Origin of the sequence: Cryobacterium sp. M91 (assembly GCF_002929615.1) — a bacterium.
Taxonomy (GTDB): Bacteria; Actinomycetota; Actinomycetes; order Actinomycetales; family Microbacteriaceae; genus Cryobacterium; species Cryobacterium levicorallinum.
Map to the genome: position 1 here is coordinate 24,499 of NZ_PJJT01000079.1, position 17,354 is coordinate 41,852.

Here is a 17,354-nt window from a genome sequence, read left to right on the forward strand (position 1 = left end):
TGCGCGGGAGGCCCAACTACCGCGCAGCGGCGCAACACCCGCGATACGCGCGACCCCGAGGCCACTCACCACCCCGCGCACTGGCACGACTCCAGCGGAGCGCACGAGCCGGGCCACCCGCCCAGCGCGGCTATCGGCTCGGCAGAGCCCGCTACCGCACCCAGCGCAGCTAGAGGCTTGGCAGGGGCCGCTCTTGCACCCAGCGAGCCACGAACCCGCCGATCGCCCGACTGCCGGTGTGCTCGGCGAAGAACTCGATGAAGTCATCGGTGGAGACATACCCGTGCCGCCGGGCCAACGTGTATGCGCGCAGGGCTGAAAAGAAGGCCTCGTCGCCGAGCGACTTGCGAATGGCGTGCAGGGCGAGCGCTCCCCGTTTGTAAACGCGGTCGTCGAACATGGCGTGCGGGCCCGGGTCTCCGACGACGATGTCGTGGGGCAGCGCAGCGACCTTGCCGCGGTGCAGGGCGGCCAGAACGTCGGCGGTGCGACCGCCGCGTTCCTCCTCCCAGAGCCATTCGGCGTAGCAGGCGAAACCCTCCTGCAGCCAGATGTCCTGCCAGCGGGCCACGGTGAGGCTGTTGCCGTACCACTGGTGCGCCAGTTCGTGGGCGATCAGCCGGTCTTCGCCGTGGTTGCCGTCGACGTGGTTGCTGCCGAACACGGCCAGGCCGTGCGCCTCGAGCGGAATCTCCAGCTCGTCCTCGGTGACGACGACGGAGTATGACGCGAACGGATACGGCCCGAATCGGTCGGCGAAGAACGCGATCATCTCGGTGAGGCGGGCGAAGTCGGTGCCGACCCGGGTGGCCAGTTCAGCCGGAAAGTACAGGCTGTGCGCGACCGGCCGGGCGGCGAGGTCGCGGCGGCGGTACCGACCGATCAGCACGGTCGCGAGGTAGGTGGCCATTGGCTCCCGCACGTCGAAGGTCCAGCTGGTGCGCCCAGAGCGACTCGACTGTGCCGACAGCGCCCCGTTGGACACCACGGTGTACCCGGATTCACAGCCGACGGTGATGCGAAAGGTGGCCTTGTTGCTCGGATGGTCGTTGCACGGAAACCAGGAGGGGGCCCCGCAGGGCTGCCCGGAGACGAGTACGCCGTCGTCGAGTTCTTCCCAGCCGACATCACCCCAATTGCTGCGCACCGGATGCGGCGCCCCGCGATAACGCACCACGACCTCAAACAGGGCCCCGGCTTCCACCGGTGTGGCGAGCGTGATCACGAGTTTGCGGGCCGTGTGCGTCACCTTCGCCGGCCGCGCGCGGTTCACTGTGACTTTTTCCATGCTGAGCCCGGCGAAATCGAGACTGAATCGGTCCAGCCGCATCAGCGCCCGCGCGGTGATGATCGCGGTGGCGTTCAGCCGGTTGGTGGCCACTCGGTAGTCGAGGGTCAGCTCATAGTGCTCGGCGCTGTAGCCGCCGTTGCCGGAGGTGGGAATATAGGGGTCGCCGGCGCTGGCGGCACCGTGAGTGGTCTGCAGAGTCTGGCCCATCAGTCAACTATTCCACGCTCGACCACGGCGGCTGGTGCCACGGCGTGATCGGGTTGCCGGACCAGAGCGACCCGGTCGGCACGCGTTCGCCGCGCATCACGAGCGAGCCGGGGCCGACGGTCGCTCCGGCATCGATTGACGCCGCTGGCAGAATGACACCGTTCGGGCCCAGGGTGGCACCCTCGGCGAGTTCGACCGCGTCAAGCTGCATGATCCGATCGTGAAACAGGTGGGTCTGCACGACGCAGCCGCGGTTCACCGTGCTGCCGGCACCGAGTCGCACGAGATCGGCTTCGGGCAGCCAATACGTTTCGCACCAGACACCGCGCCCCACCGTGGCGCCGAGGGTGCGCAGCCACACGGCGAGCGCCGGCGTGCCCGATGCTTTCTCGGCGAACCACGGGCGAGCCACCATCTCCACGAAACTGTCCGACACCTCGTTGCGCCAGATGAACGATGACCAAAGCGGATGCTCCGACGCGTCGATCCGCCCGACCAGCGTCCACTTGACCACCGTCGTGACCCCGGCGGCGACCGCGCCGGCCACGAGCATGACCACGCCGGACAGGGCGATGGCCGCGCCAAGTCCGAGCCTGAGCCAGACCAGGTCGAGCAGGGCGAGTACGAGCAGCGCGATCCACGCGGCGGTGACGCCGGCCACGATGCGCAGCAGTTCCCAGAGTGACCGGGCGACTTTCAGGCGTACGGGAGGGTGGAACGTTCGCGAGTCGTCGGCATCCGTTTGCCTGCGCCGCAGGCGGGCCGGCGGGTTGCCGAGCCAGCTGGAGCCGCGCTTGGCCTTGCGCGGCGTCGAGGAGAGCACAGCGACGAGCCCGTTGCGCGGCACGGTACGACCGGGGCCGGCCATGCCGCTGTTGCCCAGAAAAGCCTTGCGGCCGATCTTGGCCGGGCCAATGTGCATCCAGCCGCCGCCGAGTTCGTAGCAGGCGACCATGGTGTCGTCGGCGAGAAAAGCGGCCGGCGCGATCGTCGTCAGCGAGGGCAGCAGCAGCACGGTTGACGCCTCGACGTCGGCGCCCACCTTGGCGCCGAGCAGGCGCAGCCAGGTCGGGGTGAGCAGGCTCGCGTAGACCGGAAACAGCACGTTGCGAGCGCCGTCCAGGATACGTTCGGTCATCCAGACCTGCCAGCCGATGCGGCTGCGCACCGGATAGTAGCCCTCGCGCAGCCCGATACCGAGGGCTCGCACGAAGGCGATCACGAGCAGGGCGTAGGCGAGTCCACCGGCCAGAACCGCGACCGGCATGATCAGCGCTGCCCGCAGCGCGGCGACACCGAGACTGCCGGCGTCGCCGACGGCACCGCCGACGATGACGGCGCCCAGCGCGAGGGCCAGCGTGGGAATGGCCGTCATCGCGACGGACCCGGTGGCGAACGCGCCGAGCCACCGGCTGGCCCTTGCCGGCCGCTCGGCCGGCCACGGACGCCTTGCCGACCCCGCCCGGCGGGCCGGGGAACCAGCCCAGCGCTCCCCCGGTGGCACGCGGGACGAAACTGCAGCGCCGGGTTCGATCTCCGCGCCGTTCCCGACGTGGGCCCCGCCGAGCAGGGTGCTGCGCGAGCCGATTCGGGCGTCGGCACCGACGTGCAGGTGGCCGATCCGCAGCACGTCGCCGTCGATCCAATGGCCGGCCAGGTCGACCTCGGGCTCGATCGAGGCCTGGGCGCCGATGGTGAGCAGACCGGTGACCGGTGGCAGCGAGTGCAGGTCGACGTCGCGGCCGATCTCTGCGCCCAACGCCCGGGCGTAATAGCTGATCCAGGGGGCACCGGCCAGGCTCGCTGCGTCAACGAGCAGCGCCACCTGCTCGGCGAGCCACAGCCGCAGGTGCACGGAGCCGCCGCGCGGATAGTTACCCGGCACCAGGTTGCGCAGCAGCAGCCTCGATGCGATCACCGCGATCAGCATTTTGCCGGGCGGCGTCACGAACAGCGCAAAACCGAGCGCCACCCACCACCAGGACAGCGTCGGCGCGAAGGTCGCCCCGGCCAGGCTCAGCAGGTTGTTTGCGATGGCAAGGTAGACCAGCCAGCGGGCGCCGCTGAGCACGTGCAGGGGAATGCCGAGCAGGGTCTGGGCGAGCTGGCTGCGCGCCGGTGTCGGCAGCACGGTGCGCACGACTGGGACTTCCACGGGAGTGCGCGCGTCGAGTTCCTCGGCCAGGGAGCCGATGCGCGGGTGGTCGTAGAGGTCGGCGACGGTGGTTTCGGGGTGCCGGGCCCGCACAGCCGACACGAATTGCGCGGCTGAGAGCGAACCGCCGCCCTGGGCGAAAAAATCATCGTCGGGGCCGGTCACCGGCACGCCCAAAATGGATGCCCACGCCTCGGCCAGCCACTCGGCCGTCGGTGACAGCGCCGCGGTCTCATCGGCCGATTGAGGCAACGGCCAGGGCAATGCAGCCCGATCGACCTTGCCCGAGGTACGGGTCGGCAGCGCGTCGACGATGGCCAGCAGCGGCACGAGTGCGGCTGGGAGTTCCTCGCGCAGCCGGTCAATCGCAGCCGGCCGATCGAACGCGGCGTCCGCGTTGAGGGCGATATAGCCGACCAGAATGTGGTTGCCGGCCGGGGTGGTCTGGACCACGGCGGCGCCGCCAGCGACTCCGGGGAGAGCGCCCAGGGCAGCATCCACTTCACCGAGCTCGATGCGGCGGCCGCCGAGTTTCACCTGGTCGTCGGCGCGCCCGGCAAAGACAAGGCCCGCCGTTTCGAAGCGCACCAGGTCCCCGCTGCGGTAGGCGCGATCCCAGCCGAGCTGCGGGTGCTGCGCATATTTCTCGGCGTCCTTCTCGGCGTCGAGGTAACGGGCCAAACCAACGCCGCCGATGATGAGCTCGCCGGTCTCCCCCTCGGCGACCCGGTGCCCGGCCGCGTCGACGACGGCGAGGTCCCAGCCGTCGAGCGGGAGGCCGATGCGCATCTCGCCGATGCCGTTGACGAGGGCGCCGCAGGCCACGACGGTCGCTTCGGTCGGGCCGTAGGTGTTCCACACTTCGCGTCCGCGGGTGGCAATGCGGGCGACCAGTTCGGGCGGGCAGGCCTCACCGCCGAAGATGAGCAACCTAACGGCCTCGAGCGACTCTTCCGGCCAGAGCGCGGCGAGGGTCGGCACGGTCGAGACGACGGTGATGCCGTGGGTGATCAGCCACGGGCCGAGGTCGGCGCCGCTGCGCACGAGCGAGCGCGGGGCGGGAACCAGGCAGGCGCCGTTGCGCCACGCCAGCCACATTTCCTCGCAGCTCGCGTCGAAGGCCACAGAGAGCCCGGCCAGCACGCGGTCTCCGGTCCCGATCGGTTCGTCCCGCAGAAACAGTCCGGCCTCGGCGTCGACGAACGCGGCCGCCGAGCGGTGGGTGACGGCGACGCCCTTGGGCACGCCGGTCGAGCCGGAGGTGAAGATGACCCAGGCATCGTCATCGGGCGTCGGAATGTTGCCGGTCGGAAAGACCAGCGCGGGATCCTCGTGCGGTCCGACACGGCGAGCGCGCAGGGCCTGCACGTCGAGGCCGTCGCGAGGCGCAAACACGCCGCCCTCCCCGATGATGCCGACCACGTGGGCTTCGGCGAAGACCAGCCGGGCGCGTTCCTCCGGGTCGTCCGCGTCGACCGGAACGTAGGCGGCACCCACCAGCAGCGTGGCCAGGATCGACACATACAGGTCGCGGGTGCCGGAGGGAATGCGAATTCCCACGGTGTCGCCGCGCCGCACCCCGGCCAGGCTCAGCGCATTCGCCTGTGCCTGCACGCGTCGCAGCAGGCCGCGATAGCTGATCGTTCCGGCCGCATCTTCCAGGGCCAAAGCCTCCGGATGCTGCGCCGCGGTTTCCGCAATAATGTCGGCGAGGGTGCGGGCCGGCTTGGCCCGGTGGCCCGCCGCCAGCACCTCCTGGCCGCGCCCGCCCCGGTCGGACGCGATCGGGTGACTTTGGCTCTGGTGCTCGCTCACACTGCTCCTTGATCAGGTCGTGGCAGTGGTGCACGGCGCGAAAACACCAGTCTAGAACTCACCGGTAACGCGCAGGTGAACAACCCCCGCCGGGGGTCGTCCGGCCTGGCAGTGGCGTGCAGAGTCTCAATGAAGTGTGCTTGCGCATCCGCTCCCCCTGGGTCGACACCTCGGGGAGCGTCGCAACAGCATTTCCCGGCTCGCAGCCGCGGATACTGGGTAACGTCCCGCCATCCGGGGACGAATGGAGTACTTGACCTTGAAGCACGCATCGAACTCCACCTGGACACGTCTGAAGGAAGAGGCGGCCGTTCACCTCTACGACGAACTACATAATGACGCGCGCGGCGTGAGGGCAGCGGCCCACGACACGGAAACCTCGCCAATCCAAGTGCAACGCCCCGTGGATTCCTAAACCCTCGCAGCCTTCCGCACAATCATCGAATAGGCGAGTTGCGACTCGCAGCGGCCTTCAACGCGAGCGTCTCCACGGCAACGTGTGGCAGCGAGGTGTTGGCCTCCGGCGCCCGAGAAACACAAAAACCCTGCATCTCAGATTTTGCGAGGGATGCAGGGTCGTAAACCGGTGTGCCCCTGGAGGGATTCGAACCCCCAACCGTTTCCTTAGGACGGAACTGCTCTTCCGTTGAGCTACAGAGGCTGGCCGGGCAAGTTTAGCCTGCGCAACGTCGCTGACGCGAAAGCCCGCAGTACCCCACGTGCCGCGGACGCTGCAGTAGCCCCGCTGCAGCAGTCGCACTGCAGCAGTCGCACTGCAGCAGTCGCTCGGACGTACCTTAAGGGCGCACGCCAGCGCATCCGCTTTGGTGCCGTCAGGCGGCGGGTGCCAGATAGGCGTCCCAGTCCTCCAGCGGTCGCTCGATACCGCGCACGACCCAGGTCGTGCCCTGCGGCATCCGCGGGGTGAAGCGCAGTTCCCACCCCATTTCGGCCGGTGTGTGGTCGCTCTTGAGGTTATTGCAGCGCAGGCAGCAGGCGGCAAGATTGTCCCAGGTGTCGCGGCCACCGCGCGAGCGCGGCAGCACATGGTCGATCGTGGCCGCGGACTTACCGCAGTAACAGCAGCGGTGATCGTCACGGCGCAACACTCCGCGGCGACTGACCGGCACGAGTCTCGACATGGGAATGCGCACGTACCGCGTGAGCAGAATAACGCTCGGCCGATCCCACGAGCCCGACGCCGCGAAAACGGGGTGATTCTGATCGGACTGCACGATCGTCGCCTTCTGGTTCATCACCAGAATGAGTGCTCGTTTGAACGAGACAACGGCGAGGGGCTCATAGCCCGCATTGAGTACCAGTGTGCGCATGCGCTCCCTTTCGAAGGAGGCTGGACGGCTTCCAGCCATTCGAACTACATCCGATGCGTACAGAACAGGAGCGTGACAGCGCGAGAGAGGGTACAAAAAAGGCGCCGTCACAATGACAACGCCTTACGGCTGCTCACGCAGCTCTTCTCGCTCTGACAACTATGCCGAAAGCACTCGCAACCGCGCACATCCATGGTGTGGATAGTGCGTCGCTCATGCATGGGCTCTCCTAAAGACCTACAACTACATCAGGGCACTAGGTTAACCCACAAATGGCGCAACAGGGAAACCTGTGTGCGCCATCGGTGTGAGCTGTTACCCAGTGTTCACCGCGGGGGCGACTTAGATGCCGATCCGTACGATGTAGTAGTCGCTGGTCCAGATGGGCTGGATCCGCACGGACTGGCCCGTATAGGGCGCGTGCAAAATGTTGCCGTTGCCGGCGTAGAAACCGTCGTGGCCGTCCATGATCACGAGGTCGCCGGGCACGGCATCCTCGATCGCGATCTTGGTTCCGGCTGCACCCTGGCCCGTCGAGGAGTGCGGCAGGCTGATACCGAACTGCGCATAGACGTACATGATGAAGCCGGAGCAGTCGAAGCCGGCCGGGGTGGCGCCGCCATAGACATAGGGCACGCCCTGATACTGCGAGGCCACATTGAAAACGGATGCGAGATCAAAATTCGGGTAGGTCGGGTTGGCCAGGTAGTCGGCGACGCTCGGGCCGGAGTAGCTCGCGGCGTACGAGGTCATCTGCGCGGCAACTTCGATGCGGCGGGTTTCGGCCGCGGCAGCAGCAACGGCAGCTTCAAGTTCCTCCGGGGTGGTGGCGGTGAATCCCTCGCGAGCAACACTCACGGTCGCTGCCTGCGCGTCGACTTCAACGGCTTGAGCCTGAGCCTTGGACATCTCGGAGGATTCACTGGCCTGAAAGCTGGCTTCGTTCGAACCGGGGGCGAAGGCATAGGCCGGGAGGGCCATCGTGGCGATCATGCCGGTAGCGAGGGTCATGACGACGGCATTGCCGAGGCGGCTGCGGCGCTTCTTCGGGGCAGCGCGGGGCAGCGCTCGGTGGGTGTCTGCCGTCGATTCCACTGCTGCCAGGGCATCGGATGTTCGGCTCAGCCCGCGGCGGGACCTTCTCGTTCCTAATGCAGCCAAAGTTTTAACCTCCGGCGCCTCGACAACACTAGGTTGTTGTCCCGTCCACTTCGCTAATCGCGGGTGTGTTCCTAGTCAAGAGACGGGGCGAACAGGCGTCCTAACTAGAGTCCTTCGACCGTTTCTGATCTGTGGGACTCCCCGAGGCTACAAGAAGCACACCCATTTGTCACCCTGAAATACCATTTTTCTAACGAATTGGTAACGGAACGCGTGTCCCCGGGAGGCGACCGGCGGCATCCGTCGACCAGCGATGCGGGCTGGATCTCAGTGAACGACCGGGATGTAGCCATCCGGTGTGCTGACGAAAATGTGACTGGCGACCTCACTGGGCAATTCCAGGCCAGCACCAAAACCTTCGACCTGGACTAGAACGTATGATCCGGCCACCGAGAAGACTCCGGTGGCGCCGGGCATGACGCCGCTCTGCTTGAGCTGCAGCAGCAGCTCGGGGTCGAACTGCACCGGTTCCCCCAGGCGACGGATGACCGCGGTCACCGGCTCGGGTGAACTCGCCACCACCGCCACCACGTTGGTCACTCCCGCCATGAACGCCACGGCCGCCGATTCGCCGAACTCGTCCAGACCCGGAATCGGATTGCCATACGGAGACTCGGTGGGGTGACCGAGCAACTCCAAAATCTTACGTTCCACCTGTTCGCTCATCACGTGCTCCCAGCGACAGGCCTCATCGTGCACGAACTCCCACTCGAGCCCGATCACGTCGCTGAGCAGGCGCTCGGCCAGACGGTGCTTGCGCATCACGTGCACGGCCTTACTGCGGCCCGCCACCGTCAATTCCAGGTGCCGGTCGCCGGAGACGACGACGAGGCCGTCCCGTTCCATGCGCGCGACGGTCTGAGAGACCGTGGGGCCGGAGTGCCCGAGGCGCTCGGATATGCGCGCCCGCAACGGCACGATCTCTTCTTCCTCCAGGTCGAGGATAGTGCGGAGATACATTTCGGTGGTGTCGATCAGATCGCTCATCCGCAGCCCTTCGTTCAGCTCGTGCGCGCACCGCTCATCTGGTGACGGAAGGGTGCCTCGTTGGCGGCCTCGGCAATGGCCCGCACAGCGTCACAAGCCTACCTGCCAGTGGGAGGGCAACTAGAATTACGGCATGGCCGACCTTCTCATACCCACCGATTTGCTCCCCCTCGACGGACGATTCGGCTGCGGCCCATCGAAAATCCGGCGAGAACAGCTCGACCACCTGCTCGGATTCGGCACGGGAGTGCTCGGCACCTCGCACCGCCAGTCCCCCGTGAAGGACCTCGTCGGCCGAGTACGTGGCGGCCTCGCCGAGCTGTTCAGCATTCCGGACGGCTATGAAGTCGTGCTCGGCAATGGCGGCTCGACCGCCTTCTGGGACGCCGCAGCGTTCTCGCTGATCGAGAAGCGCGCGCAGAACCTGGTCTTCGGCGAGTTCGGCGGCAAATTCGCCAAGGCGGCTGCCGCCCCGTGGCTCGACGCCCCCGACGTGATCAAGGCCGACACTGGTTCGCGCAGCGACTTCATCGTGAAGGGCGGCATCGACGTCTACGCTTGGCCCCAGAACGAAACCTCGACCGGCGTCATGGCCCCGGTCACCCGGGTCGCCGGCGATGCCGGCGCCCTCACCGTCATCGATGCAACGAGCGCCGCCGCCGGCATCGACTTCGACGCCAGCCAGGCGGACGTCTATTACTTCGCCCCGCAAAAAAACCTCGCCTCCGACGGCGGCCTGTGGATCGCCCTATTCTCCCCGGCGGCCCTCGAACGAGTCGAACGTATCGCTGCGAGCGGCCGCTACATTCCGGAATTCCTCAGCCTCAAGAACGCCGTCGACAACTCGCGCCTGAACCAGACGCTCAACACTCCAGCCCTCAGCACGCTGCTGCTGATGGAGAACCAAATCGACTGGATCAACCAGAGCGGCGGACTGGCGTGGGCGTCCGCGCGCACCCAGGCATCGTCATCCGTTCTGTATGACTGGGCGGAAGGCGTCGATTACGCGACCCCGTTCGTGGCGGACCCGACCCACCGTTCGCAGGTCGTCGTCACGATCGACTTCGACGACGCCATCGATGCGTCAGCGATCAGCAAGGCGCTGCGCGCCAACGGCATTGTCGACACCGAGCCGTACCGCAAGCTCGGCCGCAACCAGCTGCGCATCGCGACCTTCACCGCGATCGACCCTGAGGACGTCAAGAAGCTCGTCGCGTCGATCGAACACGTCGTGGGCCACCTCGGCAACTAGCGCGAACCGCGGGCGAAAGGATCGGGCCATGCGTCTCTGGTTAAAAGACAGTGAACGGCGACCCGATCCGCTGCCCGCCAGAACGGATGCCCGCACGGCACTGGTCGTGGGTACGCTGCTCTGGCTGATGGCCCTCGGCGCCGCACTCGTCGTTGAGTTCACGGCGCCGCAGGCGTCAGGGGCGGCGAGCGCGGCGGGACCGGGTTGGTGGCTGTGGTGCGCTGTGATCGGCGTCGGACTCGGACTCGCCGGTCTCGCCTGGGTTCAGTTCCGCCGCCGCTAGCGCCTCATCGAAATCGATGCCGTCGAGGGCGTCAAGCGAGTCGTCGTCACCGTCGTCGCCGTCGTCGCCGTCGGACTCATCGTCGTTGTCGTCGTCTGAGTCGTCGTCGTCAGAGTCGTCGTCAGAGTCGTCGTCAGAGTCGTCGTCGTCGTCAGAGTCGTCGTAATTCTCTGATTCTGAATCGTCGGCATCCGCCTCCGAGTCGTCCTCGACCAGTCGATCCGACCACGGCACCCACTCGGGTGCGAGCAAGGAATCGTCGCCGGGGGTGAGCTCGGTCTCGAGCACCGTCGGCGCGGCGTTTTCATCGACTCGGGCCAGGGAAACCGTCCAGCGCCAGCCCGGATAGCCCGTCATCAGGCAGTCGAATAGTAGCGAGATCACGAGTTCGCCCTCATCGAGGTGCCCGATCACCTCGCCGATCGTGTCCTCGTCGGTGATCTCCAAAAGCGCAGCGCGGGCCAGATCGACAGCCGCGAGCAGGGTGGCGTCGGTCGGTTTCGCCGTCGTCGGCCGGGCGTCGGTCGGCTGGGCGTCGGTCGGCTGGACGTCGGTCGGCTGGACGTCGGGCACGTCAGGCATCCAGTTCCTCGGCGACCTTGCGCAGCATCGCCGCGATCTTCTTACTATGGCTCGACTCGGGGTAGCGCCCGCGCTTGAGGTTGGTGCCGATGCCGTCGAGCAGCTTCACCAGGTCTTCGACGATGATCGCCATGTCGTCGGCGGGTTTGCGGTTGATCTTGGACAGGCTTGGCGGAGCTTCAATCACCCGCACCGAGAGCGCCTGAGCACCGCGCTTGCCATCGGCGATGCCGAATTCGAGCTTCGCGCCGGCCTTGACGGTAACGCCGGAAGGCAGGGCGGAAGCGTGGAGGAAGACTTCCTGGCCGTCATCGGAAGTGATGAAGCCAAAACCCTTCTCCTCGTCGTAAAACTTGACCTTGCCGGTAGGCATCTGAACCTCACTGAGTTTTGGGCGCACGAAAAAGTGCGGGGTGTGCACCCAGCATATTCGGTTGCGGCCGCTGCGTGCCCGTATCCTTAGGCTGTGACCAATCAAACTCCACGACCCGTCAGCCGGATAGAACGTGTTCTCGCTTACATGGTCGCGAGCGTGGTCGGGTTGTCGATCCTCGCCTTCATCGCGGTGATCGCGGCTACGGCGATGGGCGTCAAGGCGGCGCAATTCGGGCAGGGCATCTGGCCATCCGTTATCGTCCTCCCGACCTTCGGTCTGCCGGTTGGATTCCTGCTGGTCATCGCGCTCATGGTCACGGTGGGAGTTCGCCGCAGTCGCGAAGCCCGACGAGACCGCGAGTAATGCTCGGCCTCGCGTCACGACTCCGGGCCCTGTCCGATGCCGAGCTGCGGCACGTGATCGGGGTGCGCGGTGTGAGCGCGAGCGGCATCCACGATTTTTTTGACCTCGCCGAGGCACTGCTGCACCCCGACAGTATCCAGCTGGCGCTCAGCCACCTGGACCGATCCGTCCTGGCCGTCCTGGCCGTCGCCGGCGAGTGCACGAGCGCTGATTCGGCACCCAGCCTGCACGCCGTCGCCGGGCGGCTCTCAGCACTGAGTTCCGCCGAGGTCACGGCCGTCGATGTGGCCGCCCGCGCCGACTCCCTCGACGCCCTGCTGCTCACCGTTCGCGCGGACGGATGCTGCATCCCCTACGACGCCGTCTCGGCTCACCTGGCTAAATGGCCGGCCCAGGGCCTTCCGGGAGCCACCGATCTGGCCACCACGGTCTCCCCCGCTGCCGTAGCCGCCGTGCCGGACGCCGATATCCCGTTCATCGACCAGCTCGCCGCCGAGCGCGCCTTCTCGGTTGTATCGTCGATCGCCGAGCTGGTCAATGAGCTCAGCCGCGAGCCGGCCCGCGAGCTCAGCCGCGGCGGACTCGGCCTACCCGACACGAAGCGCCTGGCCGCCATTATGACCGTCGAAATCGAGCTGGTCGCCCCGATTGTGGCTCTGGCCGCGCGCGCAGACCTGCTGGCCCGCTCCGACGGGTATTGGATGGAAACCGAGGCCGGCGAGGCCTGGCTGCTCGAGGGCACTACCTCCCGCTGGGCAGCCCTGGCTGCGGCCTGGCAGGCGGCCCTTCCGCCGATCGTCGCCGACATTCTGCCGCGGCAGGCTGGACTGTTCTGGGGCGAGGCGCTATCGGGATTCATAGCCTGGCTCTACCCGGCAGGCGGCGAGTGGATGCAGACGCAGCTGGCCGAGTTTGCCCGTGACGCCGAACTGATCGGAATCACCGCCCACGACACCACGAGCACCGCCGGCGCGAGCGTGCTGCGCGGCGACCCCGAGGCGGCCGTGGCGACCATGGTGGCCGCCCTGCCCACCGAGGTCGGTGCCGTGTATCTCCAGCACGACCTGTCAATGGTGTCCCCCGGCCCGTTGGCCCCGTCGATCGATGCCCGCCTGCGCGGGATGGCCGACGTGGAAAGTCGGGAACTGGCGTCGAGCTATCGCATCACCGCGGCATCCGTCAATCGTGCGCTGGCCGCGGGCGAGGACGCTAAGTCCCTGCTGGCCTTCCTGGCATCGATCTCGCTCACCGGAATTCCCCAGCCGGTGGACTACCTCATCAACGAGTCGGCCGCCCGCTACGGTCGTGTACGGGTGGGTACCCTGGCCGAGGACGCCGCCCTCGCGTTGAGTTACGTTTCTTCAGCGGATGCCGCGCTGCTGAACACGATCGCGGTCGATCAGACCCTCGCCCCACTCGGGCTGGTGCGCGCCGACGACGGCGAGCGCCTGCTCAGTCGGTTCGGCGGCGACGCGGTGTTTTGGGCGCTCAGCGATGCGCGCTATCCCGTCGCCGCTGAGAATGAACACGGTGAGATCGTGCACCTGCGGCGACACCAGGTCGCCCGGATCACCGAGACGCCGCCGAAAGATCCGGCCCTGAACCTGGTCGAGAAACTCCGCGCCGGCGACGGCCACGGCGTGTCGGTCGCGGATGCCTGGCTCGCCCGCCAGCTCGACTCCGCCATCAAAGCGAAGCAGACCATCCTGGTCAGCATCGCGATGCCCGGCGGCTCGGTCGTGGACTATCTGCTGCAACCGGCCAGTGTCAGCAACGGCCGCTTCCGAGCTCGCGACCGACGCGCCGACATCGAGCGCACCCTGCCGCTCAAGAGCATCCTGAGCATCACCCCGGCACCCTGACCGATCGGGACACCCAGCGCGAGCATTGGCTGAGTGCGCGGAACCAGCCGGGTGCCAGGGACGTCACCCGACGCGAGTAGGATTAGGCGCTATGTCTGATGGCCCCCTGATTGTCCAAAGTGACCGCACGGTGTTGCTCGAAGTCGCCCACCCTCTTGCCGAGGATGCTCGTCACGACCTCGCTGTCTTCGCCGAACTCGAACGAGCCCCCGAGCACATCCACACCTATCGCATCACGCGGCTGGGTCTGTGGAATGCCCGGGCGGCCGGCCACGACGCTTCGGACATGCTCGCCACGCTGGAGAAATATTCTAAATTCGCCATACCCCAGACGGTCAGCGTGGACATCACCGAGACTGTCGGTCGCTACGGGCGTCTCGTCATTGAACGCGACTCCGAGGGCGCTCTCGTGTTGCACAGCAGCGACCAGGCCGTTCTCACCGAGATAGCAGGAGCCAAGCGCATCGCGCCGCTGCTGATCGGGCATCCGTCGCCGGAAACGTACCTGGTGGAGCCGTGGGCGCGCGGGCAGCTCAAGCAGGAGCTGGTGAAGCTCGGCTGGCCGGCCGAGGACCTCGCGGGGTACACGCCGGGCACCCCGCACGACATCGCCCTGCGCGAAGACGGCTGGGCGCTGCGCGACTACCAGAACAAGGCCGTCGCGAGCTTCTTCGACGGTGGCAGCGGCGTGGTCGTGCTGCCCTGTGGCGCCGGTAAGACACTGGTCGGTGCCGGAGCCATGGCCACAGCGAAGACCAACACCCTCATCCTGGTGACCAACACCGTCTCGGCGCGACAGTGGCGCGACGAACTGCTCAAGCGCACCACGCTCACGCCCGACGAGATCGGCGAATACTCCGGGCAGGTCAAAGAGGTCAAGCCCGTCACCATCGCGACCTACCAAATTCTCACCGCGAAGCGCAAGGGTGAGTACGCCCACCTCGAGCTGCTCGATGCCATGGACTGGGGCCTGGTGATCTACGACGAGGTGCACCTGCTGCCAGCACCCGTGTTCAAGCTCACCGCCGAGCTGCAGGCGCGCCGCCGCCTCGGCCTGACCGCCACCCTGGTGCGCGAGGACGGCCGCGAGGGCGACGTGTTCAGCTTGATCGGCCCCAAGCGGTTCGACGCACCGTGGAAGGAGATCGAAGCCCAGGGCTTCATCTCGCCCGCCAACTGCTATGAGGTGCGCATCGACCTGCCACAGTCGGAGCGGCTCAGCTATGCCGCGGCAGCGGACGACGAGCGGTACCGCATGGCCGCAACCGCACCGGCCAAGCTTGGCGTGGTGCAGGCACTGATCCAGAAGCACGAGGGCGAACGCATCCTGGTGATCGGCCAGTACCTCGACCAGATCGACGAACTCGCCGAGGTCTTGAACGCTCCCCAGCTCACCGGTGCCACCCCAATCGACGAGCGAGAACGGTTGTATCAGGCGTTCCGGGTGGGCGAGGTCAAGGTGCTCGTGGTGTCGAAGGTTGCCAATTTCTCGGTCGACCTGCCCGAGGCGACCGTGGCCATCCAGGTGTCCGGCTCGTTCGGCTCCCGCCAGGAAGAGGCCCAGCGTCTCGGCCGGCTGCTGCGCCCGAAGGAGTCCGGCCTGTCGGCGAACTTCTACACCCTCGTCGCCCGCGACACGGTCGACCAGGACTTCGCCCAGAACCGCCAGCGCTTTCTCGCCGAGCAGGGCTACAGCTACACGATCCTCGACTCGCACAGCCTCGAGGCCGCCTAGCTCCTCTCCCGCGCGCCTGATTACCTCCCGGGCCCGGGCCCGGAAAGCGGGCCCAGGCGGATGCAGACGCCGGGATCAGCGCATAATCCCGCCTAGCGCCACGGCCACCGACCCGTGAGTTTGCAGAGTCGACCCGTGAGTTTCGCTCGCCGAGCCGTGAGTTTCGCGGCGTTGAAACGATTAATTCGCCCAACACTCACGGCTCAGCAACGAGCGCGCGCTCAGGATCGGGCGTAGCGCAGAAAGAGCATGTCGCCGGCGCGCAGCACGTGCAGCAACTCCATAGCGCGGGTCACAGCACTAGCGCCGACGGCGATACGCCCAGCAGAGCCCCCCACCAGCACCGGGCTGAAACTCAGGCACAACTCGTCGACACAGTCCGCCGCGAGCAGGTCGCCGAACAGGTGCGGCCCCCCCTCGCACAGGATCTGCGGCAATCCGCGTTCGGCGAGCGCCGCCACCACGCGGTGCGGCTCGACTTCTTCGTCGCCGCACACGATCACGTCGGCCACCGCGGCGAGCGCGGCCCGCCGGTCTGACGGGGCGGCGGCGTGGGTCAGCACGATGGGGCGGGTCACGGCTTCCGTGAAAAGCGGATGCCGCGGGTCGAGATCCAGACGCCCCGACACCACGGCTAGCGGAGGCTGGGCGGCCAGACCCGCCTGCGTGCGCCAGGCCGCGTCATCCGCTGATAAACGAATGCCACCGTAGCCCTCGGCCCGAACGGTGCCGGCCCCGATGAGGATCACGTCGGTCAGTAGCCGCAGGGTGTCGAACACGAGTTTGTCGTCGGCGTTGTTCAGGCCACCGCTCAGGCCGTCGATGGTTGCGGCGCCGTCGAGGCTCGCGATGAAGTTGACGCGCGTCCGCGGCGCCCCGCGGTCGGCCACCCGGTAGTGCTCGATAAGTTCCGCCCGCGGCGGCAGCTCGGCGCGCATCAGGCGAGGTTGTGACGCTCGTAGGCGGGCTGCCGAAGCCCGAGGATGGCCTCGGTCATGCGCACGGCATCGACCGCCGCGCGCACGTTGTGCATGCGCACGATCCGCGCCCCCTGCAGAATGCAGACCGTCATGGCGGCCAGCGACCCGTCGACCCGTTCACCGCGCGGCCGATCGAGGCTCTCCCCGACGAAATCCTTATTGGAGACGGCCACCAGCGTCGGCAGGCCGAGCCCGGTAATCTCGCCGAGCCTGCGGGTGAGTTCGAGCGAGTGCCGCGTGGTCTTGTTGAGGTCATGGCCGGGGTCGATGATGATGCGGTCGGCCCGCATCCCCCGCCCGAGGGCTCGGTCGACGCGGGCGAGCAGAAACGCGCTGATCTCGCCGACAACATCGTCGTACTGCGGCGCCGGATAGGGCATGCGCGGCGCCGCGAGGCTGTGGGTGATCACGAGGGTGGCATCGCTGTCGGCGACGACGTCGGCCATCGCCGGGTCGTGCACGCCGGTGGTGTCGTTGATCACGTGCGCGCCGGCGGCAATGCTCGCGGCGGCCACGGCCGGGTGGAAGGTATCGACCGAGATGACCACGCCGGCGCCGCGCAGCGCCTCGACCACCGGAACGACCCGGTCGATCTCCTCCTCGATCGGCACGATTGGCCCGGGCGCGAACTTGGCGCCACCGATGTCGACCCAGTCTGCCCCGTCGGCAATGGCCTTCTGCGCCGCCAAAACGGATGCGTCGAGCGCGAACGTTGCACCCTGGTCGTAGAACGAGTCCGGCGTGCGATTGACGATGGCCATCACGGCCACCTCGCGATCGAAATCGAAGGTGCGGCCGCCGATCAACCGGCGCGGAGCATCCAGTTGAGGAAGCATCACTCCCGGAGCGGAGTTGATTCTCGTGCGTGTCATAACGGTCCTCACCATTGGAACAAATCGATTGTTCCATTCCATCATGTCGCCAACTCCTGCCGCGGAACGGATCATCGGCCGTCGATCCCCGCACACGGACTC

At 67.1% G+C, this 17,354-nt stretch carries 13 protein-coding genes and 1 tRNA gene; 4 read left to right on the forward strand and 10 right to left on the reverse strand.

Annotation, left to right across the window (positions count from 1 at the left end; translation table 11 throughout):
* Nucleotides 1-169 precede the first annotated feature (169 nt).
* The 6 genes from CXY80_RS06595 to CXY80_RS06620 form a co-directional block, all read right to left on the reverse strand.
* Nucleotides 170-1,498: a M1 family metallopeptidase gene (locus CXY80_RS06595; RefSeq protein ID WP_104132035.1), complete on the reverse strand. Its 1,329-nt coding sequence runs from the start codon at nt 1,496-1,498 to the stop codon at nt 170-172.
* A gap of 7 nt (nt 1,499-1,505) precedes the next feature.
* Entirely contained in the window at nt 1,506-5,405 is a 3,900-nt protein-coding gene (locus CXY80_RS06600; RefSeq protein ID WP_233195094.1) for a Pls/PosA family non-ribosomal peptide synthetase, read from the reverse strand.
* 652 nt (nt 5,406-6,057) lie between these two features.
* A tRNA-Arg gene (locus CXY80_RS06605) sits at nt 6,058-6,129 on the reverse strand.
* A 172-nt stretch (nt 6,130-6,301) separates the two neighbouring features.
* Entirely contained in the window at nt 6,302-6,799 is a 498-nt protein-coding gene (locus CXY80_RS06610; protein WP_092451054.1) for an HNH endonuclease, read from the reverse strand.
* 342 nt (nt 6,800-7,141) lie between these two features.
* Nucleotides 7,142-7,894, reverse strand: a complete 753-nt coding sequence (locus tag CXY80_RS06615) for a C40 family peptidase (RefSeq protein ID WP_233195088.1) — start codon at nt 7,892-7,894, stop codon at nt 7,142-7,144.
* 333 nt (nt 7,895-8,227) lie between these two features.
* Nucleotides 8,228-8,947 carry a metal-dependent transcriptional regulator gene (locus CXY80_RS06620; RefSeq protein ID WP_092451056.1) on the reverse strand — a complete coding sequence of 240 codons (720 nt, stop codon included), beginning with the start codon at nt 8,945-8,947 and terminating at the stop codon, nt 8,228-8,230.
* A 133-nt stretch (nt 8,948-9,080) separates the two neighbouring features.
* Between CXY80_RS06620 and serC the strand changes: the two genes are divergently transcribed.
* A complete protein-coding gene (serC, locus tag CXY80_RS06625) occupies nt 9,081-10,199 on the forward strand; it encodes a phosphoserine transaminase (protein ID WP_104132036.1) in 1,119 nt (372 codons plus the stop codon).
* A gap of 175 nt (nt 10,200-10,374) precedes the next feature.
* On the opposite strand, the gene CXY80_RS06635 is transcribed toward serC, so the two are convergent.
* Nucleotides 10,375-11,064: a DUF3027 domain-containing protein gene (locus CXY80_RS06635; protein ID WP_104132038.1), complete on the reverse strand. Its 690-nt coding sequence runs from the start codon at nt 11,062-11,064 to the stop codon at nt 10,375-10,377.
* The gene (locus CXY80_RS06640) at nt 11,057-11,437 is read right to left on the reverse strand and encodes a cold-shock protein (RefSeq protein ID WP_092451191.1); all 381 of its coding nucleotides are present in this window, start codon (nt 11,435-11,437) and stop codon (nt 11,057-11,059) included. Before CXY80_RS06640 ends, CXY80_RS06635 begins: the two co-directional genes overlap by 8 nt.
* 93 nt (nt 11,438-11,530) lie before the next feature.
* Between CXY80_RS06640 and CXY80_RS06645 the strand changes: the two genes are divergently transcribed.
* The 3 genes from CXY80_RS06645 (at nt 11,531) to CXY80_RS06655 (ending at nt 15,400) form a co-directional block, all read left to right on the forward strand.
* Nucleotides 11,531-11,803 carry a multidrug ABC transporter ATPase gene (locus CXY80_RS06645; protein ID WP_134443801.1) on the forward strand — a complete coding sequence of 91 codons (273 nt, stop codon included), beginning with the start codon at nt 11,531-11,533 and terminating at the stop codon, nt 11,801-11,803.
* Complete coding sequence (locus tag CXY80_RS06650) at nt 11,803-13,665, forward strand: helicase-associated domain-containing protein (RefSeq protein ID WP_104132039.1); 1,863 nt, start codon at nt 11,803-11,805, stop codon at nt 13,663-13,665. Before CXY80_RS06645 ends, CXY80_RS06650 begins: the two co-directional genes overlap by 1 nt.
* 91 nt (nt 13,666-13,756) lie before the next feature.
* Nucleotides 13,757-15,400 (forward strand): DNA repair helicase XPB, encoded by a 1,644-nt coding sequence (locus tag CXY80_RS06655; protein WP_092451068.1) that lies wholly within the window; start codon nt 13,757-13,759, stop codon nt 15,398-15,400.
* Between the two features lie 221 nt (nt 15,401-15,621).
* On the opposite strand, the gene CXY80_RS06660 is transcribed toward CXY80_RS06655, so the two are convergent.
* On the reverse strand, nt 15,622-16,338 hold the full coding sequence (locus CXY80_RS06660; protein ID WP_104132040.1) for a pyrimidine reductase family protein: 717 nt from the start codon (nt 16,336-16,338) through the stop codon (nt 15,622-15,624).
* Nucleotides 16,338-17,252, reverse strand: coding sequence for a dihydropteroate synthase (gene folP, locus CXY80_RS06665; protein ID WP_092451072.1), 915 nt, complete (start codon nt 17,250-17,252; stop codon nt 16,338-16,340). Before folP ends, CXY80_RS06660 begins: the two co-directional genes overlap by 1 nt.
* Nucleotides 17,253-17,354: the final 102 nt, after the last annotated feature.